This is a genomic window from Streptacidiphilus melanogenes (assembly GCF_000787835.1).
Classification (GTDB): Bacteria; Actinomycetota; Actinomycetes; order Streptomycetales; family Streptomycetaceae; genus Streptacidiphilus; species Streptacidiphilus melanogenes.
In genome coordinates this window covers 1-22,036 of record NZ_BBPP01000038.1, presented here as the reverse complement: position 1 = coordinate 22,036, position 22,036 = coordinate 1, and the positions used below count along the sequence as shown (strand labels likewise).

Annotated in this window: 19 protein-coding genes and 3 tRNA genes; 2 read left to right on the top strand and 20 right to left on the bottom strand. The window is 72.0% G+C overall.

Annotation, left to right across the window (positions count from 1 at the left end):
- Nucleotides 1-277: 277 nt before the first annotated feature.
- The 3 genes from TR49_RS30240 to TR49_RS30230 all read right to left on the bottom strand — a co-directional run bounded on the left by TR49_RS30240 (nucleotide 278) and on the right by TR49_RS30230 (nucleotide 4,164).
- Entirely contained in the window at nucleotides 278-2,266 is a 1,989-nt protein-coding gene (locus TR49_RS30240; RefSeq protein WP_042387211.1) for a S53 family peptidase, read from the bottom strand.
- A gap of 230 nt (nucleotides 2,267-2,496) precedes the next feature.
- Nucleotides 2,497-2,569: transfer RNA gene (locus tag TR49_RS30235), tRNA-Ala, on the bottom strand.
- A gap of 65 nt (nucleotides 2,570-2,634) precedes the next feature.
- Complete coding sequence (locus TR49_RS30230; RefSeq protein WP_201776247.1) at nucleotides 2,635-4,164, bottom strand: MFS transporter; 1,530 nt, start codon at nucleotides 4,162-4,164, stop codon at nucleotides 2,635-2,637.
- A gap of 110 nt (nucleotides 4,165-4,274) precedes the next feature.
- On the opposite strand from TR49_RS30230, the gene TR49_RS30225 reads away from it, so the two are divergent.
- Nucleotides 4,275-5,135 carry a helix-turn-helix transcriptional regulator gene (locus TR49_RS30225; protein WP_042387208.1) on the top strand — a complete coding sequence of 287 codons (861 nt, stop codon included), beginning with the start codon at nucleotides 4,275-4,277 and terminating at the stop codon, nucleotides 5,133-5,135.
- Nucleotides 5,136-5,184: 49 nt separating this feature from the next.
- On the opposite strand, the gene TR49_RS30220 is transcribed toward TR49_RS30225, so the two are convergent.
- The 8 genes from TR49_RS30220 to TR49_RS44615 all read right to left on the bottom strand — a co-directional run bounded on the left by TR49_RS30220 (nucleotide 5,185) and on the right by TR49_RS44615 (nucleotide 9,702).
- A tRNA-Ala gene (locus TR49_RS30220) sits at nucleotides 5,185-5,257 on the bottom strand.
- 31 nt (nucleotides 5,258-5,288) lie between these two features.
- Nucleotides 5,289-5,361 (bottom strand) — tRNA-Ala (locus TR49_RS30215).
- 105 nt (nucleotides 5,362-5,466) lie between these two features.
- Nucleotides 5,467-6,114, bottom strand: a complete 648-nt coding sequence (locus TR49_RS30210) for a histidine phosphatase family protein (protein ID WP_042387268.1) — start codon at nucleotides 6,112-6,114, stop codon at nucleotides 5,467-5,469.
- Nucleotides 6,111-6,596 (bottom strand): ribosome silencing factor, encoded by a 486-nt coding sequence (gene rsfS / locus TR49_RS30205; protein WP_084725600.1) that lies wholly within the window; start codon nucleotides 6,594-6,596, stop codon nucleotides 6,111-6,113. The genes TR49_RS30210 and rsfS overlap by 4 nt, the downstream gene beginning before the upstream one ends.
- A gap of 146 nt (nucleotides 6,597-6,742) precedes the next feature.
- Nucleotides 6,743-8,593, bottom strand: coding sequence for an LCP family protein (locus TR49_RS30200; RefSeq protein ID WP_052434760.1), 1,851 nt, complete (start codon nucleotides 8,591-8,593; stop codon nucleotides 6,743-6,745).
- Nucleotides 8,590-9,258, bottom strand: coding sequence for a nicotinate-nucleotide adenylyltransferase (nadD, locus tag TR49_RS30195; RefSeq protein ID WP_042387207.1), 669 nt, complete (start codon nucleotides 9,256-9,258; stop codon nucleotides 8,590-8,592). Before nadD ends, TR49_RS30200 begins: the two co-directional genes overlap by 4 nt.
- Before the next feature lie 89 nt (nucleotides 9,259-9,347).
- Nucleotides 9,348-9,494, bottom strand: a complete 147-nt coding sequence (locus tag TR49_RS44620; protein WP_169790009.1) for a hypothetical protein — start codon at nucleotides 9,492-9,494, stop codon at nucleotides 9,348-9,350.
- Nucleotides 9,495-9,558: 64 nt separating this feature from the next.
- Entirely contained in the window at nucleotides 9,559-9,702 is a 144-nt protein-coding gene (locus TR49_RS44615) for a hypothetical protein (RefSeq protein ID WP_162837957.1), read from the bottom strand.
- Between the two features lie 215 nt (nucleotides 9,703-9,917).
- On the opposite strand from TR49_RS44615, the gene TR49_RS30190 reads away from it, so the two are divergent.
- The gene (locus TR49_RS30190; RefSeq protein WP_042387206.1) at nucleotides 9,918-11,015 is read left to right on the top strand and encodes a M48 family metallopeptidase; all 1,098 of its coding nucleotides are present in this window, start codon (nucleotides 9,918-9,920) and stop codon (nucleotides 11,013-11,015) included.
- Between the two features lie 103 nt (nucleotides 11,016-11,118).
- On the opposite strand, the gene TR49_RS46825 is transcribed toward TR49_RS30190, so the two are convergent.
- The 9 genes from TR49_RS46825 to TR49_RS30145 all read right to left on the bottom strand — a co-directional run.
- Nucleotides 11,119-12,522 (bottom strand): SCO2583 family membrane protein, encoded by a 1,404-nt coding sequence (locus TR49_RS46825; protein ID WP_042387205.1) that lies wholly within the window; start codon nucleotides 12,520-12,522, stop codon nucleotides 11,119-11,121.
- Between the two features lie 153 nt (nucleotides 12,523-12,675).
- Nucleotides 12,676-13,143, bottom strand: a complete 468-nt coding sequence (locus TR49_RS30180; protein ID WP_042387204.1) for an SCO2583/SCO2584 N-terminal domain-containing protein — start codon at nucleotides 13,141-13,143, stop codon at nucleotides 12,676-12,678.
- Nucleotides 13,144-13,226: 83 nt separating this feature from the next.
- The gene (locus TR49_RS30175; RefSeq protein ID WP_042387203.1) at nucleotides 13,227-14,546 is read right to left on the bottom strand and encodes a glutamate-5-semialdehyde dehydrogenase; all 1,320 of its coding nucleotides are present in this window, start codon (nucleotides 14,544-14,546) and stop codon (nucleotides 13,227-13,229) included.
- Nucleotides 14,547-14,790: 244 nt separating this feature from the next.
- Entirely contained in the window at nucleotides 14,791-15,267 is a 477-nt protein-coding gene (locus tag TR49_RS30170; RefSeq protein ID WP_236653589.1) for a DUF8830 family protein, read from the bottom strand.
- Between the two features lie 91 nt (nucleotides 15,268-15,358).
- Nucleotides 15,359-16,492 carry a glutamate 5-kinase gene (gene proB, locus TR49_RS30165; protein ID WP_042387264.1) on the bottom strand — a complete coding sequence of 378 codons (1,134 nt, stop codon included), beginning with the start codon at nucleotides 16,490-16,492 and terminating at the stop codon, nucleotides 15,359-15,361.
- A gap of 155 nt (nucleotides 16,493-16,647) precedes the next feature.
- Nucleotides 16,648-18,126 (bottom strand): GTPase ObgE, encoded by a 1,479-nt coding sequence (gene obgE, locus TR49_RS30160; protein WP_042387201.1) that lies wholly within the window; start codon nucleotides 18,124-18,126, stop codon nucleotides 16,648-16,650.
- 123 nt (nucleotides 18,127-18,249) lie between these two features.
- A complete protein-coding gene (gene rpmA, locus TR49_RS30155; RefSeq protein ID WP_042367989.1) occupies nucleotides 18,250-18,504 on the bottom strand; it encodes a 50S ribosomal protein L27 in 255 nt (84 codons plus the stop codon).
- A 14-nt stretch (nucleotides 18,505-18,518) separates the two neighbouring features.
- Nucleotides 18,519-18,833 carry a 50S ribosomal protein L21 gene (rplU, locus tag TR49_RS30150; RefSeq protein WP_042387200.1) on the bottom strand — a complete coding sequence of 105 codons (315 nt, stop codon included), beginning with the start codon at nucleotides 18,831-18,833 and terminating at the stop codon, nucleotides 18,519-18,521.
- 257 nt (nucleotides 18,834-19,090) lie between these two features.
- Nucleotides 19,091-22,036 (bottom strand): Rne/Rng family ribonuclease (locus tag TR49_RS30145; protein WP_042387199.1); only part of this gene is annotated, 2,946 nt, incomplete at its 5' end.

Genomic DNA, 22,036 nt, shown 5'->3' with positions numbered 1-22,036 from the left:
AGCTCGGAAGTGTGTCTTTGCGCCGGAAAACGAAAAAACCCCTCGTGCAGGAGGGGTCGCCACGCTGACTCCGGCCATCGTGGCTTCGAGCAGGCCGGTCCTTGTCAGCGCGGCCGGCTAAGGAGCAGGCGCGCAGTTCGCATGGCGCAAGGGTAGCAGCACGGTCAGTTGCACCCTCCAGGGGCGCGGGGCTGTACCAACCTGCGGCTCCGCCGCGCGGGCGCGACAAGCCACCAAGTCAGCAGAGCCCAGCGCCCCTGACGGCCCTAGCGGGCCGTCATCGCGCGCCGCCGTTCGGCTTGTACGACGTGATGTAGCCCGCCGAGGGCGAGCCGACGCCCGTGACGTCGTCGTAGCCCTGCGTCGCCTGGAGGGAGGAGTCCTCGCCGAGGGTGCGCAGGGTCGTCACCGTGCCGCTGGTGGCGTCCACGTTGTTGGTGTAGTCCACGCGCACCTCCGCCAGCTGCACGCTGCTGCCGTACGGGTGATCCGTGACGTCGTGGAGCGCCTGCGTGCCGTACCGGTCGTAGATCGCCGGGTCGGCGAAACCGAGCGGGCCGCCGGCCGCCTGCTGGGCGAGGGCCTGGATGCCGGCGATCACCGGGGCCGCGAGGCTCGTGCCGCCGACGCGGTACTCGCTGTACGCCGTCGTGCCGTTGGGGAAGGACTGGGTCTGACCGACGAGGAAGCCGGTGCTGGAGTCGGCGACGGCCGCGATGTCCGGGACGACCCGGTGCTTCGCGCCCGAGAAGTCCGCCAGCGTGCCCGGGACGACCGGGGCCTGGTAGCTCGGCTGGGCGACGCGCGAACTCGTGCCGCCGCCCGCGCCCGCGAGGAACGCGCCGGGCAGGGAGGTCCAGGCGGTGCCGGAGGACGCGAGCGGCGCCTTGTCCGTGCCCCAGCCGGTCTCGAAGAGGTACTGGCCGTCGGCGCCGATGCCGAGGGACGTGCCGCCGACCGCGGTCACCCACGGGTTGGAGGCGGGCATGTCGGTCTGCTTCGAGCCGGTCGCGGCCTTCTCGTCGCCGCCGTCCCCGCTGGAGAAGTAGTAGCCGATGCCCTCGAGCGCGCCGGTGGTGAAGATCTTGTCGTAGACGGGATCCATCGCGGGGTCGCTGGCGAGCTCCGGCTCGCCCCAGCTGTTACTGACGATGTCGGCGAGGTGACCGTCGTTGATCTTGTTGAGCGCGTCGATCAGGTCGGTGTCGCCGCAGGACGCCGCGCCGACATAGGTGAGCGTCGCGGCCGGGGCCATCGCGTGGGCGGCCTCCAGGTCGAGTGTCTGCTCGCCGTACCAGCCGCTGGCGCCGCAGCCGTCGGGGGCGGTGACGGAGGGGTTCTCGGTGTGCGTCCACACCGGGGCGTCGACGCGGGTGAGCTGGCCCGCCGCGTAGGGAGCGTCGCCGTGCGCGGAGGCGTACCGGGTCAGGTCGCCTTCGAGGGTCGGCGAGTCGTAGGCGTCGACGACGGCGATCCTCGCGCCCGCGCCGGTCAGGCCGGTGGCCGCGGCGCCGTAGGCGGAGCGCAGCTGTGTGCCGGTGTACCCCTTGACCACGTACGGCATCACCTGCCCGTAGGCCTTGGGCAGGGTGCTGGCGGGCTGCTGGCCGTAGTAGTCCGACGTCGGCGGGGCGTTGACGAAGGCGGCGGCCGGGCCGGGCAGGACGTCGCGGCGGCCGTGGTGGGCCTGGTGCGGGGAGGAGTCGAGGCCGGTCACGGAGAGCACGTCGTCGGCGACCGCTGCGGGGACGCTGGTGAGTCCGTCGGGCGCGGTGTAGACGTGACCGTTCTTGCGGTACGCGTGCAGGTGCGCGCCGAAGGCACGGGTCGCGGCGGAGGCGTCGCCCTGGACCACGAGGTAGTGGGCGTTGCTCCCGGTGACCCGGAACCCGGCGCCGGTCAGCCAGGCCGTGACCGCCGCGACCTGCGCCGGGGACGGGTCGAACCGCGCGCGGATCTGGGCGGGTGTCAGAAAGTGGCGGTACCGGCCGGATCGGGGATCGGAGACGGCCATGGCCTCGGCGGCGAGCGTGTGGCGGGCGCGGCCGGCGAGGTAGACCCGGGCGACGACCCTGGAGGCGCCGGGCACGACACCCTGGTCGACGGCCTCGGCGGCCGTCCAGACGGGAGCGGTGCCGGGCAGCGGGACACGGTCCGGGCGGGCGCGGTCGGCGGCGACGGCGCCGCCGGGGAGCGCGGCCGCCGCCGTGAGCCCGGCGCAGAGCAGAGCCGCGGTCAGGGCCAGGAGCCTCCGGGTGGGACGCATGGAAGCAACACCTCTCTCGTCTGCGCGCCGTGTCGGGACGCGATCGAGGGGAGGATGCGCAGCGTGAGGGGCCTCGGAGCAGGAGTGCAGCCGATCGCTCCGATGATCTGCTGATTATTCATCAGATCGGGTTGTTGTCGCGGTCGGACGTGATCATCCCGGCGTGGTCGCCCCGGGGAACGCCGGAGGGCCGATGCCCGTTTCCGGACACCGGCCCTCGAAGCCTGCTGTGGAGCTATGGGGAATTGAACCCCAGACCTCTTGCATGCCATGCAAGCGCTCTACCAACTGAGCTATAGCCCCGTGCGCCTCGCGGCGACGTGCCTAACTGTACACGTTCCCCGAGGGCGTCGACCAATCCGTTTCGCTCACCCCCGGGCCCCGCGCACCGCCCTGACCAGCGCGGCCGCGCCCAGCATCAGCAGGGCCACCACGCCGAGCGTCACCGCCAGCGCCGTGCCGGAGGCGGCCGGCCCCGCCGCCGGGTACCGGACGCGGGACAGGAAGAGCGTGCCGAGCGCGGCCACGCCGACCACCTGGCCCAGCTGGAGGACGGTCACCATGACGCCGCTGGCGTCCGCCGCGTGCTCCGCTGCGACGCTCCCCAGCGCGCGGGCGAACAAGGGGCTGTAGGCGCAGCCGCCCGCGACACCGACGACCAGCAGCGCGGCGCGCTGCGTCCAGGAGACGGCGTGCCCGTCGCGGGCCAGCAGGCCGACCACCGCGAAGGCGGCCGCTCCCACCACGAGGGCGAGCAGCGGGAGTGACCCGTGCAGGCGCTGCGGGAGGCGTCGCCACCACAGACCGGCCACACCGAAGCCCAGCATCGTCGGGGCGACGGTCAGGCCGCTCCGCAGCGCGCTCGCGCCGAGACCGGCCTGGAGGTGCAGGGCGAAGGCGAACGAGAAGCCCGCGACGCCGGTCATCACCAGGAAGATCGCCCCGGCGGCCGGGGCCAGGCCCGGCGCCCGCAGCACCCGCCCGTGGATGAGAGGGTGACCGCCCTTGGCGGCGAGGGCCCGCTCGACCAGCACGAAGGCCGCGAACAGCACCACCCCGGCTGCGAGCAGCGCCCAGCACCAGGCCGGCCATCCCTCGTCGTGGCCGAGCACGAGCGGAGTCACCAGGGCGCCGATGGCCAGCGCCAGCAGCACCAGGCCCGTGAGATCGAGCTGCCGCGTCCGCTCCCCCGCGACGGACGGCAGCAGCCTTCCTCCGACGAGCAGCAGCGCCAGCCCGATCGGCACGTTGACCAGGAACACCGGGCGCCAGCCCCAGCCGAACAGGTCGGCGCTGACCAGGGTGCCGCCCACGACCTGACCGGTGACGCCGCCGACCGCCAGCACCGCCGAGTAGACGCCGAGCGCGCGCACCCGGGCCGGGCCGGTGAAGGTGCGCTGGATCAGGCTCATCACCTGCGGCACCATCAGCGCCGAGCCGACGCCCTGGACCAGCCGGAAGCCGATCAGCACGCCGACCGTCGGGGCCAGGCCGCAGGCCAGCGAGGCGGCGGTGAACAGGGCCAGACCGGCCAGGAAGAGGCGGGTGAAGCCGTGCCGCTCGCCCAGCCGCGCGCCGGTGATCAGCAGCACCGCGTAGGCGATGCCGTAGCCGGCGATGACCAGTTGCAGCCCGGCCCCGGAGGCGTGCAGGTCGAGCCGGATGCTGGGGACGGCGACGTTGACGACGGTGACGTCGAGCAGGGCCATGAACTGGCCGGTGAGCACCAGGCCGAGCAGCAGGCCCGGTCTGGTCGCAGCCGAGCGGGCGGAGCGGGCGGCCGGGAGCGGGGTGACGGGAACCGGGGTGACGGGGAGCGGGGTGGCGGAGCGGGGTGCGCGCTCGGCGACGGCCCGGCCGGTCCGGTCCGCGACGCGCTCGTGCTGAGAGGTCGTCATGGGTCAACCCTCCCGGCTGCGGAAGCACCGTGGAGAGAGCCCGGCGATGCTGGTACCGGGGGTACCAGGCGGGCCCCGGAGTTGTCGGACCCGTCCGGCACGATGGGGGCATGACGACCGTCACGCTCGACCGCCGTGGGCAGCTCGCCGAGTTCCTCAAGACCCGCCGCGCACGGGTCACTCCCGAGCAGGTGGGTCTCGCGCCCGGCCTGCGGCGCCGCACACCGGGCCTGCGACGTGAGGAGGTGGCGCAGCTCGCCGGTGTCGGGGTCACCTGGTACACCTGGCTCGAACAGGGCCGTCCGATCAACGCCAGCGAGCAGGTGCTCCAGTCGATAGCCCGCACGCTCCTGCTCGACATCGCGGAGCAGGCCCACCTGCTGCGCCTGGCCGGGCTGCGGCCCGCCGTTCCGGATTCGCTGGAGTGCGCCACGCAGCCGCAGGTGCAGGCCATCCTGGACGCGCTGGACCCGCTGCCAGCGGCGATCAGCAGCGCCCGCTACGACATCCTGCGCTGGAACGCCGCCTACGAGACGATCTTCCCGGGCGCAACGCTGACGGACACCTACCGGAACAACTCCTTGTGGGCGGCGGCCGTGGTGCCGGACTGCTGCAGCGCCTTCGTCAACCGGGACGAGGAGCTGCCGCGCATGGTCGCGGTGCTGCGTTCCAACTACGCCGAGCACCTCGGCGAGCCCGAGTGGGAGAGGTTCATCGCGGACCTCGTCGAGGCCAGCGAGGACTTCGCCCGGCTCTGGGCGCAGCAGGACGTGGCGCTGCACTCCTCGCGGCTGAAGGTGTTCCGGCACGGCTCGGTCGGCGAGCTGCGGATGACGGCCACGAACCTGCAGGTGCTGGGCATGCCCACGGCCCGCATGGTCGTCTACACCCCGAACGACGACGAGACCCGCGAGCGGATCGCGTTCCTCCAGGCCAACCCGGGTCTGGCGGTCGTGGACCACACCCACTGACCGCCGCGGAAACGCAAGGACCCCCGGCCGGAGCCGGGGGTCCTGATTGTGGAGCTACGGGGAATTGAACCCCGGACCTCTTGCATGCCATGCAAGCGCTCTACCAACTGAGCTACAGCCCCGCGATGTGTCCAGATATCCAGTTGTCCTGCGTGGAGCTACGGGGAATTGAACCCCGGACCTCTTGCATGCCATGCAAGCGCTCTACCAACTGAGCTACAGCCCCTTGCCCTGCTTCGTTCCCGGCCGCTTCCGCGTCCCGCGAACGAAGAAGACTCTAGCGGTTGTGGGGCCGAACTGCGAAATCCGGCCCCACCGCACCCCAGGTCCGTCAGGTGTCGTCGCCCATGACGGGCTCCGGCAGCGTGCCCGCGTTGTGCTCCTCGAGGCGCCAGCCGCGGTAGCCGCGGCCCAGCACCGACCAGCAGCAGTTGGACAGGCCGCCGAGCGCCTCCCAGCTGTGCTCGGGCAGCTCCAGCATCCGGCCGACGGCCATGCGGATCGTGCCGCCGTGGCTCACCACGACGAGGGTGCCCTCGTCCGGCAGGCTCTCCACGGCGTCGAGGACCACGGGGACGGCCCGGTCGGCCACCTCCGTGTGCAGCTCGCCGCCGCCGCGGCGGACCGGCTCGCCCATCTTCCACAGCCGGTACTCCTCGCCGTACTTGGCTTGGATCTCGGCGTTGGTCAGGCCCTGCCAACTGCCGGCGTAGGTCTCCCGCAGGCCGGGGTCGTACTTGACCGGCAGGCCGGTGACCTCGGCGAGCTGCTGGGCCGTGGCCGTGGCGCGCTGCAGGTCCGAGGAGACGATCGCGTGCGGCTTCAGCGCCGCCAGCAGGCGCGCCGCGCGGCGCGCCTGAGCCAGGCCCGTCTCGGTCAGCGGGATGTCCGTGCTGCCCTGGAAACGGCCCTCGAGATTCCACGACGTCTGGCCGTGCCGCCAGAAGACGACACGGCGTCCGCCGGCCCGGCCGCTCAGCGCCGGGCCTTCGCTGCCTCGGCGGCCAGGACCGCCTCCACGTGGGCGAACTCGGCCGGCTGGGCCACGGGCTCGCCGTCGGCCTCGGCGGCCTCCTCGGCGCGCTTGCGGCTGGCCTTGGCGTCCTCCGGCAGCTCGATCTCGGGGCAGTCCTTCCACAGCCGCTCCAGGCTGTAGTAGGCGCGCTCCTCGGAGTGCTGGACGTGGACGACCATGTCCAGGTAGTCGAGCAGGATCCAGCGGCCTTCACGCTCGCCCTCACGGCGGACGGGCTTGACGCCGCACTCCTTGGCGAGACGCTCCTCTACCTCGTCCGCGATGGCCTTGACCTGGCGGTCGTTCGGCGCGGAGGCGAGCACGAAGGCGTCGGTGATGGCCAGGACCTCGCTGACGTCGAAGGCGATGATGTTGTGGGCCAGCTTGTCCGCGGCGGCCTGGGCGGCCGTTGAGACGAGTTCGAGGGCCCGGTCGGTTGCGGTCACAGCATGCTTTCCGTCAGGGGGCAGATGCATCCAGGATCTCACGAACCGCAGACAGGCCGCGAAAGCCTTTCTCTCGCGGCTCTGCTGAGGCCCCGCGCGACCCTCCGCGACCTCGTCCCGTCACACCGCCCGGACCTCGGCCGACCTCAGGCGGCGGCCTTGTAGTCCCGGCCGAGCTCCACCACGAGGTCCACCGAGAGCGGGGAGGTGACTTTTTTCACGACCGAGGCCGGCAGGCCCAGCGTGGCGGCGAGGGCCTTGGCGTCGGCGAGGCGGGTGTCGTCGCCGTACTCGACGACGGAGGTGCCGCGGGTCGCCGCGGTGCTGGTGCCGGGCAGCACCACGTCGCCCGAGTTGGTGATCGCGGCCTGCGCGTACTGGGCCGCCTTCGCGTTGCCGCTGGCGTCGATCACCTGGACGCGGGGCGCCGTCTGACCGCTCTCACTGCTGACCTTGCCCGCGAGCAGCCCGCTGACCATCGTGCCGGCGCCGGTGCCGAGCGTGCCGTTGCCGAGCACCGGGAGCGTCTCGGTCGAGTACGCCCCGCCGCGGGCGTCGGTGGAGAGCTTGGCCAGCAGCGCGCCGAGGGCGTTGTCGCTGAGCGAGGGGTCCTCGACGGCACCCATGTGCGTGATGTTCGAGGCGGCGGCGGTCGGGTCCGTCGGCATGGCGGTGATCAGCGCCTGCAGCATCACGCCGAAGCGGTCGAGCTGGGCCTGGTCGCTCTCGCCCTTGGCCTTGTAGGTCGCGAAGGCCATGGCCGCCGCGCCGTTGACGGCGGTGTTCTGCCCGGGGCTGATCACCTGCTTGCCGTTCAGACTGACCGCGACGTCGGACTTGATGTTCACGCCGCCCAGGATGTCGACCAGGTTCTGCAGGAACGGGGTCTGGATGTTCCAGGTGGCGGAGATGTCCGTGCCGAGCAGGTTGTTGATGCCGGTCCGGGTGCCGTAGGCGCCCATGGAGTCGACCGCGGAGTTCAGCGCCAGCAGCCCGTTGCCGGCGTCCTGGGGGACGCCGAGCGTGCCGGGAAGCAGCAGGGTGACGCCCTTGGCGGGCGAGGGCTCGGAGATCAGCAGCGCGCTGTAGACGTTCTTGTTCAGGTCGTGCAGATGGACCGCGACGACCTCGCGCTTGTTCGCGGCCGGAACGGCGGCCGACGCGCCGGAGCCGATCTTGCCGGTGGCGAAGAGGTAGCCGACCCCGCCGCCGGCCACCAGCACCAGGGCGGCCACCACCGCGACGGCCCGGCTGCGCAGCTTGCGACGCCGCTCGTCACGGCGCTCCCCGCGGGTCTCGGAGAACTTGACCCAGTCGATGACGTCGGTGGACTCCTCGGCGTCGTCGACGAACTCGAACTCCTCCGAGTTGTAATGGGAGTTGGCGCCGGGCGCGACGCTCGGCCCCGCGCCCTTCACGGTCTCGGGTCGCGCCGTGGGCGTCTCCTGACGCGGCGGGCGCTGCCGGGGCGGCGCGGCCTGCGCGGGCGGCTCGGACTCGGCGGCGGGGGGCTGCTCCTGATACGGCTGCTGGTACGCGGCCGAGAACGACTGCTGCGGAGCCTGCTGCGGGACCTGCTGGGGAGCCTGCTGCTGCGGGTGCGCCGGCTGCTGGTACGCCGTCGGCTGCTCCTGCTGGTAGCCGTTCTGCTGCTGGTAGCCCTGCTGCCCGTAGTACGGGTCCTGCGGCTGCTGCTGGTACCCGGCGTAAGGGTCGTACGACGCGGCGTAGGGGTCGTACTCCTGCTGGTACCCGCCATAGGGCTGCGCTTGCGTCTGATGCGGCTGCTGCTGGGCCTGCTGGGCCTCGTACGGCTGCTCGTACGGCTGTTGCTGTTGGTAGCCCTGGCCCTGCCCGTAGGGCTGCTGCGGGGCCTGCTGCTGTTCCTGCGGGGTCTGCGGCTGCTGCCGCGACGGGAAGACCCACTCGCCCGTGTAGGGGTCCTGGTAGGCCTGCTCGTATCCGCCGGGTCCCCTGCGGTCTGCGGTTCCGCTCACGCCGTCCCTATCCCTGTGCCGTCGTCCGTCCCGGCGACCACCTCGGGCACGTACAGGCGGCGCTTGTCGATGTAGCGCACCACGCCGTCCGGGACCAGGTACCAGACAGGTTCGCCCCGGGAGACCCGCTCGCGGCAGTCGGTGGAGGAGATGGCCAGCGCCGGCACCTCCACGAGGGTCGCTCGGCCGTCCGGCAGCCCCGGGTCCGTCAGCGTGTGGCCCGGCCGGGTCACACCGATGAAGTGGGCGAGGTCGAAGAGCTCCTGGGCCTTGCGCCAGGAGAAGATCTGCTCGAGCGCGTCGGCGCCGGTGATGAAGAACAGGTCGGCGTCCGGGTGCAGCGCCTGGAGATCACGCAGGGTGTCGATGGTGTAGGTCGCACCCTCGCGGTCGATGTCGATGCGGCTGACCGAGAACTGCGGGTTCTCGGCCGTCGCGATGACCGTCATCAGATAGCGGTCCTCAGCGGGAGAGACGACCCGTCCGGTCTTCTGCCACGGCTCGCCGGTGGGCACGAAGACCACCTCGTCGAGGTGGAAGAGGCTGGCGACCTCGCTGGCCGCGACCAGGTGGCCGTGGTGGATCGGGTCGAAGGTGCCGCCCATGACGCCGAGCCGCTTCTTCTGCGGCTCGACACCCGCCGGCGCCTCGGCATGCTCTCTCATAGCGGGTCACCCTACGCGATCCGGCCGGGCCACGGCCGTACGGTCCGTGGCCCCGGGCGCTCGACGCGGTGAAGACTCGGCGGTGCTTCTCAGCGGTCCTTGTTGAAGCTGACGGTGACGACCAGGAGCAGCAGCAGGATGAGCAGGGCGCCACCACCGGTGAGCCACGGCTGGAGACTGTTGTGCAGGCCGTTGCCCTCGGCGAGCTGGGCGGCAGCAGCGACGTGAGAGGTCATCTGAGGAGAGACTTTCTGACTCGGTGGCAGGTGGGGCAGGTGGAGCTCATGCTACGCACTCGGCTCAGTCGCGGTAGCCACGCAGCAGCAACCACGCCATGAGCACCACTCCGACGATCGCGGCGATGACGATCCAGCGCAGAAACATGCCCGGACCGCTGCCGTTGGAGATGGCCGCGAGCTGGATCAGCGTCTCGTTGGTGTGCATGGGGTGTCCTTCGAACGGAGAGGTGGCGCCATCCGAGCCTAGTCCTGCCCTTGCGGGAACCCGACACCGCCCCGGAACGTCTCCCCGGGGAGGGGACGAGCAGTAGCGTGACGCGGTAGGACGCAGACAGAGATTCCGTAGCGGTTTCGAGAGTCCACAGGACGGCGGGGGCCGGCGACAGGCCGGGTCCGCCGTCGTTCGGGAGGATGCAGCAGATGACGCAGCAGGGCGACAGCACCAACGTTCCCAGCCGGACGCGCAAGCGGTTCCCCGGCATCTCCACGAGGGCCTGGGAGCACCCGGCCGACCGCTCGGCGCTGGTGGCGCTGCGCAAGCTCAGCGGTTTCGACGACATCCTGAAGAAGCTCGGCGGCTTCGTCTCCGAGCGTGCGGTGCGGCTGATGTTCCTGGCCAGCGCGGTCCGGGCGTCGGAGCGGCAGTTCCCGCAGCTGAACGAGATGGTCCGCGACGCGGCGTACATCCTGGACCTGGAGAAGGTCCCGCCGCTGTACGTCACCCAGGACCCGAAGCCGAACGCCATGTGCATCGGCATGGACTCCCCGGTGATCGTGGTCACCACCTCGCTGGTCGAGCTGCTCGACGAGGAGGAGATACGGGCGGTCATCGGCCACGAGGTCGCGCACGCGATGTCGGGCCACGCGGTCTACCGCACCATGCTGATCATCCTGACCAACCTGGCGCAGCGGATCGCGTTCATCCCGCTGGGCGGGCTGGCGATCATGGGTCTGATCACGGCGCTCAACGAGTGGTTCCGCAAGGCCGAGCTCTCCTGCGACCGTGCCGGTCTGCTGGTCGGCCAGGACCTGCAGGCCTCTATGCGCGGCCTGATGAAGCTGGCCGGCGGCCACCACCTGCACGAGATGAACACCGACGCCTTCCTGGAGCAGGCCGAGGAGTACGACCGGGCGGGCGACCTGCGGGACGGGGTCATAAAGCTGCTGCAGATCCTGCCGCAGTCGCACCCGTTCGCCGCGGTGCGGGTGGCGAAGATCAAGCAGTGGGCGGAGAGTGACGAGTACCGCTCGATCATGGCCGGCGCGTACCCGCGCCGCGAGGACGACGCCAACGCCTCGGTGCGGGAGCAGGCCAAGGCGGCCGCCGACTCCTACGCGCAGAGCTTCAGGGACACCAAGGACCCGCTGATGGGCCTGATCCGCGACATCGCGGGCGGCACCGCGGACCTGAGCGGGAAGCTGCGGGACGTCTTCGCGGGCCGCACCAGCGGCGGGAACGGGAACGGCAACGGAAGCGGCGCCCCGGAGGACGGTCACGACTCCGGCGCCGAGGGCTAGCCAGGGCGGGAACGCAGAAGGGGGCCTGCCCGGACCGACGGTCCGGGCGGGCCCCCTTCGCTTCGGCTGCAGCACCACCGCCCCGGCTGGAGCACCGCCTCGGCTACAGCACCCAGGAGAGCTGGCCGCAGACGGTCCAGGCGGCTCGGCTGTGGTCGAACGGGTCGACCGCGCCCGGCGTGCTGCTCGGGCTGCCGCTCGGGTGCGGGGCCGGCGTGGCCTTCGCGGACGAGGAGCCCTTGGGCTGCGCGCCCGTGCGGCCCTGGGCCGGCTGGACCGGGAAGAGCGGCTGGAGGTAGGCGCTGTTGTCCGCGTCGCAGCTGGTCGCGCCGGCCTGCGTCACCGAGTCGACGACCTGGAGCTTGCCGCCGGTGATGTCGTCCGGGGTAAGCCAGTACGTCAGCGCCCGGCGGACGGCGTAGTAGACCACCGGCTCGGCGGTCGTCGTCGCGGACGAGCCCCCCGAGGCCGACGCCGAGGGGTCGGCCTCGGGCGACGCCGAGGCCGGCTTCACCGGCGAGAGGGCGTAGACGAAGGTGTAGTCGCTGGTGACCTCGAGCGTCCCTGAGTCCAGCTCGTGGTAGGCGACGCTGCCGGGCGCGACCAGCACCTGCTGGGTCGCGAGCTGCACCTTGGCCGGGTCGAACCGCACCATCCAGCCGGTGGCCAGGTGGCGCTGGTCGTTCGTCGGGTGGTCCACGCTCTCGTTGAACTGTTCCGTCTGGCCCGGCGAGATGTACTGGCCGACGTCGTCGGTGTTGCCCCCGGCGAGCACGCCGGGGTCGAGGGACGAGTCCTTGAGGTAGTTCAGGACCACCTGGAGCGCCGCGTAGACCTCGTCGTGGGTGAAGTGGTCGGTGTGCCGCGCGTTGGGCAGGTTGAAGCCCGTCGCACCGATCGGCAGGTACTCCGAGCCGGGCAGCCCGGAGAAGACCGGGTCGTGTCCGACCACCGCGGGCGCGGAGGCAGAGGCAGAGGCGGAGGCAGAGGCCGAGGGGGAGCTTCCGGAGGGAGAACTTCCCGAGGCGGACGGCGAGGGCGTGCCCGACGCCGAACCGGACGCGCCGCCGGACGGCGCTCCGGCGGCGGTGCCCTTCCCCGACGCGGACGCGGAGGCGGAGGCGATCAGACTCGGCGGCAGGTTGACCGGGTTGTGGTCGGTCGGGATCCCGGCCGGGCCTGGCTGGAGCGGGATGATCTGGGTGCTGAGATTGGCGGCCGCGCCGGTGATCGGCGGGGCGTAGGGGTGGCGCACGCCCATGTAGACGGCGGTCGCGAAGGCGAATCCGATCAGCAGCATCAGCGCGAGCGCCTGGCGGGGCAGCCCGCCGCGTCCGCCACGGCGGCGCACCGAGCGGTGCGCACCCGAGAGGCGCTCGCTGGCGGACAGCTCCTGGATCCGGGCAGCCCGAATGAACGACTCGTCGAACACGACGGATCGGAACTCGTCCTCGCCCCCGGCGCCGCCCTCCGGCCCGCCCTCGGGGGGCTCTGTCCGGCCACCCATGCGTCCAGGGTAAAACGCCGGGCGGCGAAGCGGTCAGGCCCGCCCCGCATGTTCTGCCGCGGAAGCTGGATTGACCGTTCGTCACCCGATGAAAAGTCGGGTCATTTGTGGCAAAAGGGACATCTTCCCCGATTCGCGGAGCCCCGCCACGCCTCAACTGTGCGCGAGCACCGTCGCGTCACTCGTCGGGCTGTGCTGGCCTCCGGGAGCTGACGGCGCCGTCGGCGCAGGGCCGCGATGGGTGTTCGGCGCGCCGGAACCACCCGACGCCCGGTAGACCGCGGCCGCGGCCGCCAGCACCGCGACCACTCCTATGACGACGAGCATCACCCGCGCCACCATCCGCTGCCAGCCGCCGACCTGCTCGGCCTCGTAGGGCAGCGGCCGCAACTCCAGCGGCAGGCCGTCCGGGTCCTCGTCCAGCTCGTCCGAGTAGTCGACCACGGGCGTCCTGGCGGGCCCGCTCAGCGCGCGCTCACGCGCCGAGGGCTCGTGCACCAAGGCCGCCCGGACGAAGGCCTCGTCGAACACCACGGCCCCGAACTCCCCGTTCGGTCGGTCGTGGTCGTCGTCACCCGCGCCTTCGACAGCGTCGAAGCCGGGGCCCGAGCCGTCGGACACAGCATCAGCCTAGGGCAGCACACCCGCTTTGTCTGCGCCTTGCGTCCAGTCGGCCCACGTGCCCGAGAAGTGGACAGGCGTGGTCAGCGGCGGATGTGGCCGTCGCCCGTCACGATGTACTTCGTCGACGTCAGCTCCGGCAGACCCATCGGTCCGCGCGCATGCAGCTTCTGCGTCGAGATGCCGATCTCCGCGCCGAAACCGAACTGGCCGCCGTCGGTGAACCGCGTGGACGCGTTGACCGCGACCGTGGTCGAGTCCACCAGCTGCGTGAAGCGGCGCGCGGCGGCCTGAGAGGTCGTCACGATCGCCTCCGTGTGCCCCGAGGTCCACAGCCGGATGTGCGCCACCGCGGCGTCGAGCGAGTCCACGACTCCGGCGGCGATGTCGTAGGAGAGGTACTCCGTCTCCCAGTCCTCCGTGGTCGCCGGCACCACGACGGCCTTGCTGCCCTCGCGCTCCGCGATCGCCCGCACCCGCTCGTCCGCGTGCACCGTCACCCCGGCCTCCGCGAGCGCGGCGAGCGCGAGCGGCACGAAGGCGTCGGCGATGTCCCTGTGCACCAGCAGCGTCTCGGCGGAGTTGCAGACGCTGACGCGCTGGGCCTTGGAGTTGATCAGGATCTCCACGGCCATGGCGAGGTCCGCCTCGGCGTCGACGTACACGTGGCAGTTGCCCGTCCCCGTCTCGATCACCGGCACCGTCGACTGCTCCACGACCGTCCGGATCAGCCCCGCGCCACCGCGCGGGATGAGCACGTCCACCATGCCGCGCGCCCGCATCAGCTCCTGGACGCTCTCGCGGTTCTCCCCCGGCACGAGCTGCACCGCGTCCGCGGGCAGGCCCGCGCCGCCCACCGCGTCGCGGATCACCTCGACGAGCTTGCGGTTCGACGCGATGGCGGAGCTGGAGCCGCGCAGGAGCGCGGCGTTGCCGGACTTCAGGCACAGTGCGGCGGCGTCGACGGTGACGTTGGGACGCGCCTCGTAGATGATCCCGACGACCCCCAGGGGCACCCGCACCTGGCGGACGTCGAGGCCGTTGGGCAGCGTGTAGCCGCGGATGACCTCACCGACCGGGTCGGGCAGCCCCGCGACCCTGCGGACGTCGTCCGCGATCGCGTTGATGCGCTCCCGGGTCAGCGTCAGCCGGTCGATCACGGCCTCGTCCGTCCCGTTCGCCCGCGCACGCTCCACGTCCTCGGCGTTCGCCTCGACGATCTCGCGCGTCCGCACCTGCAGCGCGTCGGCGATGGCGAGCAGCGCGTCGTCCTTCGGCGTCCGCGGCATCGGCGCGAGCGCCGCCGCGGCGGCCTTGGCCCGGTACGCGGCCTGGAGCACCGGCGACTTCGGCAGCGGCGACGGCAGATCGGGCGAAGGGAACTCGACGGAGTGGCTGCTCATACGCACAGCGTACGGCCTTGACCCAGGGCGTCCACGAGGGTTTCCGGTGACTGGGACGGGGGCGTTGCACCACCTCGGGGGCGCAGGGAACTGCGCGAGCAACCACCCACGCAGGCGGAGCCCCGAACGCGCAGCGCCATCCGCACGCCCGTGGTTGCTCGCGCCCACGCGCGCGGAGCCGCACATCAGCACAGCCGCGCGCCCCCCGCGTGCTGCACCTGCCTGCGGGAGCCCCGCGCTCGGCTCAGTACGGGTGTACGCCGCCCAGGAAGGCGGGGGGTTCCGTGTAGCCCTCGGCGATGCGTTGGTGGTAAGTGGGGCGGTCCACGACCTCGAGGCCGACGACCTCCCACGGCGGCAGCCCCGCCGAGACGCGGTGTTCGCCCCAGAGGCGGAGCGCCAGCGCCGCCGCGTCCTGGAGGGTGTCCGCCTGTTCCCAGTAGCGGATCTCCGCGTGGTCCGCGGCGTAGCGGGCCGTGAGGAAGGGCGGGTGCTCATGGGCGAGCTGTTCGAGGCCCTGCTTGAGGGACGGCAGCGGGGTGACCCCGCCGGCGACGTTCAGGACGACGTGCCATATGCGGGCCCGCTGGCCGATCTCCGCCGCGCTGGAGCTCGGGCGCGTGTGCTCGCCGCTGCCGGGCTCCGGCCTGACCGCCTCGCCGGGCGCGGGCGCCTCCCCGCCGCCGGGGATGCTCGTCAGCACCACCCTGCCCTTGCCCACGGGCCCCGCACCCGGACTGCGCCTGTATCCCACCGGCGGCCTCCTGTCGGCGATTCGTCCCCGCGGTCCAAGGGCAGCCGCCACCCGCCTCTCAACCGGTCAGCACGACGAGGTCGTCGCGGTGCACGACCTCCCGCTCGTACGCGGGGCCCAACTCCCGGGCGAGGTCACGCGTCGACCGGCCGAGCAGCCGGGGAAGCTCCCTTGCATCAAAGTTGACCAGTCCTCGCGCGACGATGTGGCCGTTTTCGTCAAGAAGGTCCACCGGATCGCCCGCAGCGAAATCACCCTCAACTCCCGTCACACCGGCCGGGAGCAGGGACGTTCGCCGTTCCACGACCGCCGCTACGGCGCCCGCGTCGAGGGTGACCGCGCCCCGGGGCGAACTGGCGTGCTCCAGCCACAGCAACCGGTCCGCGGCCCGGCGGCCGGTGCGGTGGAAGATCGTTCCGGTGTCGCGGCCCGCGAGGGCGTCCGCCGCGTGGCGCGCGGCGGTGAGCACGACGGGGATGCCCGCGCCGGTGGCGATCCGGGCCGCCTCGACCTTGGTGACCATGCCGCCGGTGCCGACGCCCGCCTTCCCCGCGCTGCCGATCTCGATGCCCGCGAGGTCCTCCGGGCCGTGCACCTCGGCGATCCGGCTGGTGCCGGGCTTGCTCGGGTCGCCGTCGTAGAGGCCGTCCACGTCGGACAGCAGCACCAGCAGGTCCGCGCGGACCAGGTGGGCGACGAGCGCGGCGAGGCGGTCGTTGTCGCCGAAGCGGATCTCCGCGGTGGCCACGGTGTCGTTCTCGTTGACGATCGGCACCGCGCCCATCACCAGCAGCTGCTCCAGCGTGCGGTAGGCGTTGCGGTAGTGCGCGCGGCGGCTGGCGTCGTCGGCGGTGAGCAGGACCTGCCCGACGCGCAGGCCGTAGCGGGCGAAGGAGGCGGTGTAGCGGGCCACCAGCAGGCCCTGGCCGACGCTCGCGGCGGCCTGCTGGCGGGCGAGGTCGGTGGGGCGCTTCTCCAGGCCGAGCGGGGCGAGACCGGCGGCGATGGCGCCGGAGGAGACCAGCACGATCTCGACCGGCTCCTCGGCGGACCCGCGCTCGCGGTTGCCGTGCTCGTGGGCGCGGGCCAGGACGTCGACGAGGGCGTCGACCCGGTCCGCGTCGAGGCCGCCCGAGGCGGTGGTGAGCGACGAGGAGCCCACCTTCACCACGATCCGTCGCGCCCGCAGCACGTCTTCCCGCAGGGTGGTGCCTGTCACGCCGTCGCTCCCGTACGTCCGATGCCAGTCTCACAAGCTGTACTGCGCTTTTTGTAACGACGTGCAATCTACGCGAAGCGGACGGCGTGACTCATCCCGGTTTCAGCCCTCGGAACGATCTTTGAGGATCAGTACTCCTCGTCGTCCGCCTCGATGGCGTTGCGGCTCAGCGGGTCGAAGTGGGCGAACTCCTCGGACGCCGCGTCCGCACGCTTCGCCTCGCGCTCACGGCGGCGGTCGACGGCCGGACGCGGGGCCTCGAAGCGGTGGTCCTCGCCACGGCGGCCGAGCATCTCCGCACCGGCGGCCATCGACGGCTCCCAGTCGAAGACGACGGCGTTCTCGGTGGCACCGATGACGACGGTGTCGCCCTCGCGCGCACCGGCCTTGGCCAGGGCCTCCTCGACGCCGAGGCGGTTGAGCCGGTCCGCGAGGTAGCCCACGGCCTCGTCGTTGTTGAAGTCGGTCTGCTTGACCCAACGCTCCGGCTTGGAGCCGGTGACGCGGTAGAGGTCCTCGGCCTCGTCGTAGACCACCTCGAAGCCCGCGTCGTCCACGGCCTTCGGGCGGATGACGATGCGGGTGGCCTCCTCGACCGGCTTGGCGGCACGCGCCTCGGCGACGATCTTGGCGAGGGCGAAGGTCAGTTCGCGCAGGCCCTTGTGGGCCACGGCGGAGACCTCGAAGACCTGGTAGCCGCGCTCCTCCAGGGAGGGGCGGACGAGGTCGGCCAGGTCCTGGCCGTCCGGGACGTCGATCTTGTTGAGGACGACGACGCGCGGGCGGTCCTCCAGACCGCCGTACTGCTTCAGCTCCTCCTCGATGATGTCGAGGTCGGAGAGCGGGTCGCGGTCGGACTCCAGGGTGGCGGTGTCGAGCACGTGCACCAGCACCGAGCAGCGCTCGACGTGGCGAAGGAACTCCAGACCCAGGCCCCGGCCCTGGCTCGCGCCCGGGATCAGACCCGGCACGTCGGCCATCGTGAAGACGGTCGAGCCGGCAGTCACCACACCGAGGTTGGGGATCAGAGTGGTGAACGGGTAGTCGGCGATCTTCGGCTTGGCGGCGGAGACCACGGAGATCAGCGAGGACTTGCCGGCGCTCGGGTAGCCGACCAGCGCCACGTCCGCGACGGACTTGAGCTCCAGCACGATGTCGGTCGCGTCGCCCGGCTCACCGAGCAGCGCGAAGCCCGGCGCCTTGCGGCGTGCGGAGGCCAGTGCCGCGTTGCCGAGGCCGCCGACGCCGCCTGCGGCGGCGACGTAGGAGGTCCCGTTGCCGATCAGGTCGGCCAGGACGTTGCCGCGCTTGTCCATGACGACGGTGCCGTCCGGAACGTGCAGGACCAGGTCCTCGCCCTCGGCGCCGGTGCGGTTGGCACCCGCGCCCGGCTTGCCGTTGCCGGCCTTGCGGTGGGGGCTGTGGTGGTATTCGAGCAGCGTGGTGACCTGCGGGTCCACCACGAGCGTGACGCTGCCGCCACGGCCGCCGTTGCCGCCGTCCGGGCCGCCCAGCGGCTTGAACTTCTCGCGGTGCACGGAGGCGCAGCCGTGGCCCCCGTTGCCCGCGGCGACGTGCAGCTCGACGCGGTCGACGAAGGTGGTCATGATGCGGGCGCCTCTCGGTTGGCGGGAATCTCTACAGGTGTTCTCAAACACCAAGGGTGGACCGGAATGTTCCGATCCACCCTCAGTGAGGTACTGCTGTGTCCTGCTGTCGGCCTAAGAAGCTCAGGCGACCGGGACGATGTTGACGACCTTGCGGCCACGACGCGTGCCGAACTCGACCGCACCGGCCTGCAGGGCGAACAGCGTGTCGTCGCCGCCACGGCCGACGCCCGCACCCGGGTGGAAGTGGGTGCCACGCTGGCGGACGATGATCTCGCCGGCGTTGACGACCTGACCGCCGAAGCGCTTCACGCCGAGGCGCTGAGCGTTCGAGTCACGACCGTTGCGAGTAGAACTCGCACCCTTCTTGTGAGCCATGTTCCCCTCGCCCCTTACTTCGCCGAGTCGATGCTGGTCACGCGAAGCGCGGTGTGCTGCTGGCGGTGACCCATGCGCTTCTTGTAGCCGGTCTTGTTCTTGTACTTCTGGATGCGGATCTTCTCGCCCTTGGTGTGGTCGACCACCTCGGCGCGGACCTTCACACCCGCCAGGACCCACGGGTCGCTGGTGATCGCGTCACCGTCGACGACCAGGATCGTCGAGAGCTCAACGGTCTCGCCAACCTTGGCGTCGACCTTGTCGGCCTCGAAAACATCGCCGACGGCAACCTTGTGCTGCCGTCCGCCGCTACGCACGATCGCGTACACGTTGAACCCTTCTCGATTCGGTCGGAACCCCTGACGCCAGCCGCACCGGACCGAATATCCGGGGGCCTCTCCTAGGCAGAACGCCCTGGAGGGAGTTGCTCAGAAGCCGGCGCAACCCGCTGATTGCAAAGCACGCCGAGGGTCAAGACTACGGAAGCCCCAGGGCCCGGGTCAAACCGGGCCCCGGGGCTCCGCCGGTGTCATCGGCGCAGCTCGGGGCCGGTGCGCGATGCGCACCGGCCCCGAGGTGTCACTCGTTACTCGGAGGCGGGCTCGGGAGCCGGCTCCGAGGCGGCCGCCTTCTTCGACGTCCGCTTGGCGGCCGTCTTCTTCGCGGCGGTCTTCTTGGCGGCGACCTTCTTGGCCGCCACCTTGCGCGCGGCGCGCTTGCGGGCGGGCGCGGCGGCGGCCTCGGCCGGAGCGGCCTCGGCGTCGCCCTCCTCGATCGACACGTCCTCGATCGGGGCCTCGGCGCCGGCGGGCTCGACCACGACGTCGGCCGGGGCGGCCTCGACGGCCGACTCGCTCGGGATCACGACCACTGCGGGCTCGGCGCCCACCGTCGTCGTGGCCTTACGGACCGCGCGGCGGCGGGTGCGGCCGCGCGAAGCCGGGGCCTCGACCATCGACTCGGCCAGCTCCTCGGCCGCGGCCTGCGCGGCCGCCTCCACGGCGGGGGCGACCGGCGTCGCGACCACGGCCTCGACCGTCAGCGGCCCGGACTCCTCCGCCACCGCGACCACGACCGGCTCGGCCTCGCGGGAGACGACCTCGATCTCCTCGTGCTCGTGGTCCTCGTGCGCATGCTCCTGCTCGTGGACCTCGGCCGCCTCGCCGGCGCCGCCACGGCCGCGACGGCGGCGCTTGGAGCCGCCCTCCTCGGCGTGCTGCGCCTGGCCGCCGACACCCGGCTTGGGGCCGGCGAAGCCCTTGGGCGCGGGCGCGGCCTGGTCCATGTGGACGATGACGCCACGGCCGTTGCAGTGGACGCAGGTCTCGGAGAAGGACTCCAGCAGACCCTGGCCGACCCGCTTGCGGGTCATCTGCACCAGGCCCAGCGAGGTCACCTCGGCCACCTGGTGCTTGGTCCGGTCCCGGCCCAGGCACTCCAGCAGGCGGCGCAGCACCAGGTCGCGGTTGGACTCGAGCACCATGTCGATGAAGTCGATGACGACGATGCCGCCCAGGTCCCGCAGGCGAAGCTGGCGGACGATCTCCTCCGCAGCCTCGATGTTGTTGCGGGTGACCGTCTCCTCCAGGTTGCCGCCCTGGCCGGTGAACTTGCCGGTGTTGACGTCGACGACCACCATGGCCTCGGTCTTGTCGATCACCAGCGACCCGCCGCTGGGCAGCCAGACCTTGCGGTCCAGCGCCTTCATCAGCTGCTCGTCGATCCGGTAGGTCGCGAAGATGTCGACCTCGGAGGTCCACTTCTGCAGACGCGGCGTCAGGTCCGGCGCGACGGACGAGACGTAGTCGTGGATCGTCGTCCACGCGTTCTCGCCGGAGACGATGACCTTGGAGAAGTCCTCGTTGAAGATGTCACGGACCACGCGGACGGTCATGTCCGGCTCGCCGTACAGCAGAACCGGGGCGTTGCCGCTGTTCGCCTTCTTCTGGATGTCCTCCCACTGCTGCTGCAGCCGCTGGACGTCGCGGGTCAGCTCGTCCTCCGAGGCGCCCTCGGCCGCCGTGCGCACGATGACGCCGGCGTCGTCCGGGACGATCTTCTTCAGGATGGACTTGAGGCGCGCGCGCTCGGTGTCGGGCAGCTTGCGGCTGATGCCGGTCATCGAGCCCTCGGGCACGTAGACCAGGTAACGGCCGGGCAGGGAGATCTGGCTGGTCAGGCGGGCGCCCTTGTGGCCGATCGGGTCCTTGGAGACCTGGACCAGCACGGACTGGCCTGACTTCAGCACCGACTCGATCCGGCGCGGGCCGTTCTTCAGCCCGAGCTGGGAGAAGTTGACCTCACCGGCGTAGAGCACGGCGTTGCGGCCCTTGCCGATGTCGACGAACGCGGCCTCCATCGACGGCAGCACGTTCTGCACCTTGCCCAGGTACACGTTGCCGACGTAGGAGGTGGCCTGCTCCTTGTTGACGTAGTGCTCGACGAGGACGTTGTCCTCCAGCACGCCGATCTGGGTGCGCTCGCCGGACTGGCGCACGACCATGACGCGCTCGACCGCCTCGCGGCGGGCCAGGAACTCGGCCTCGGTGATGATCGGCACGCGGCGGCGGCCCTGCTCGCGGCCCTCGCGGCGGCGCTGCTTCTTCGCCTCCAGGCGGGTGGAGCCCTTGATGGACTGCACCTCGTCCGGGTCGAACGGCGCCTCGCCGGACCGGCGGCGCGGCTCGCGCACCTTCACGACCGTGCGCTCGGGGTCGCCCTCGCCCGGCTGCTGCTCGGTCTCGGCACCGCTGTCCCCGCTGCGGCGGCGACGGCGACGACGGCGACGGCTGGAGGCGGAGAGGGCCTCGCCGAGCTCGTCGCCCTCGCCCTCGTCCTCCTCGTCCTCGTGCTCCTCGCCCTCGGCGCCCTCCTCGGCGGCCTCGTGCTCCTCGGTCTCGCCCTCGCCCCGGCGACGGCGACGGCCGCCACGACGGCGACGGCGGGAGGGACGGCCCTCCTCGGCGTGCTGCTCCTCGCGCTCGCCGGACTCGAGCTCCTCCTCGTCCTCCTCGTCCTCGGCCTCCTCGGCCGTCCGGTCGGCGGCGACGAAGACGGGCGAGGAGGCACGGCGACGGCGACGACGGCCGAAGGAGGGCTGGTCGTCCTCTTCCTCCTCGGGCTCCTCCGCCCCGGCGGCCAGCGGCTCGCGGGTCGAGACCTGCTCGAACACGGCGGGCTCGGTCGGCGCGGCAGGCGCCTCGGCCCGGCGCCGGGTACGACGACGACTTGTGGTCTCCTCGGCCGTCTCCTCGACGGCCTCGGTCACCTCCGCCGTCTCCTCGACGGCGGGCGAGGCGGTGGGCGCCTCGGCGCGGCGCCGGGTCCGGCCACGCGGCTCGGCGGCGGTCTCGTCCGGCACCACGAACGCGGCGGCGGGTGCGGCGGGCCGACGCTCGACCGGAGCGGCCTGCTCGGCGGCGGTGGGCGCCTGGAAGACCGGCGGCTGGAACACGGCGGTGGCCGGGCGCACGGCGCGGCGGCGGGTGCGCGGCGCGTGCTCCTCGCCTGCGGCGGGCGTCTCGGCGGCGGG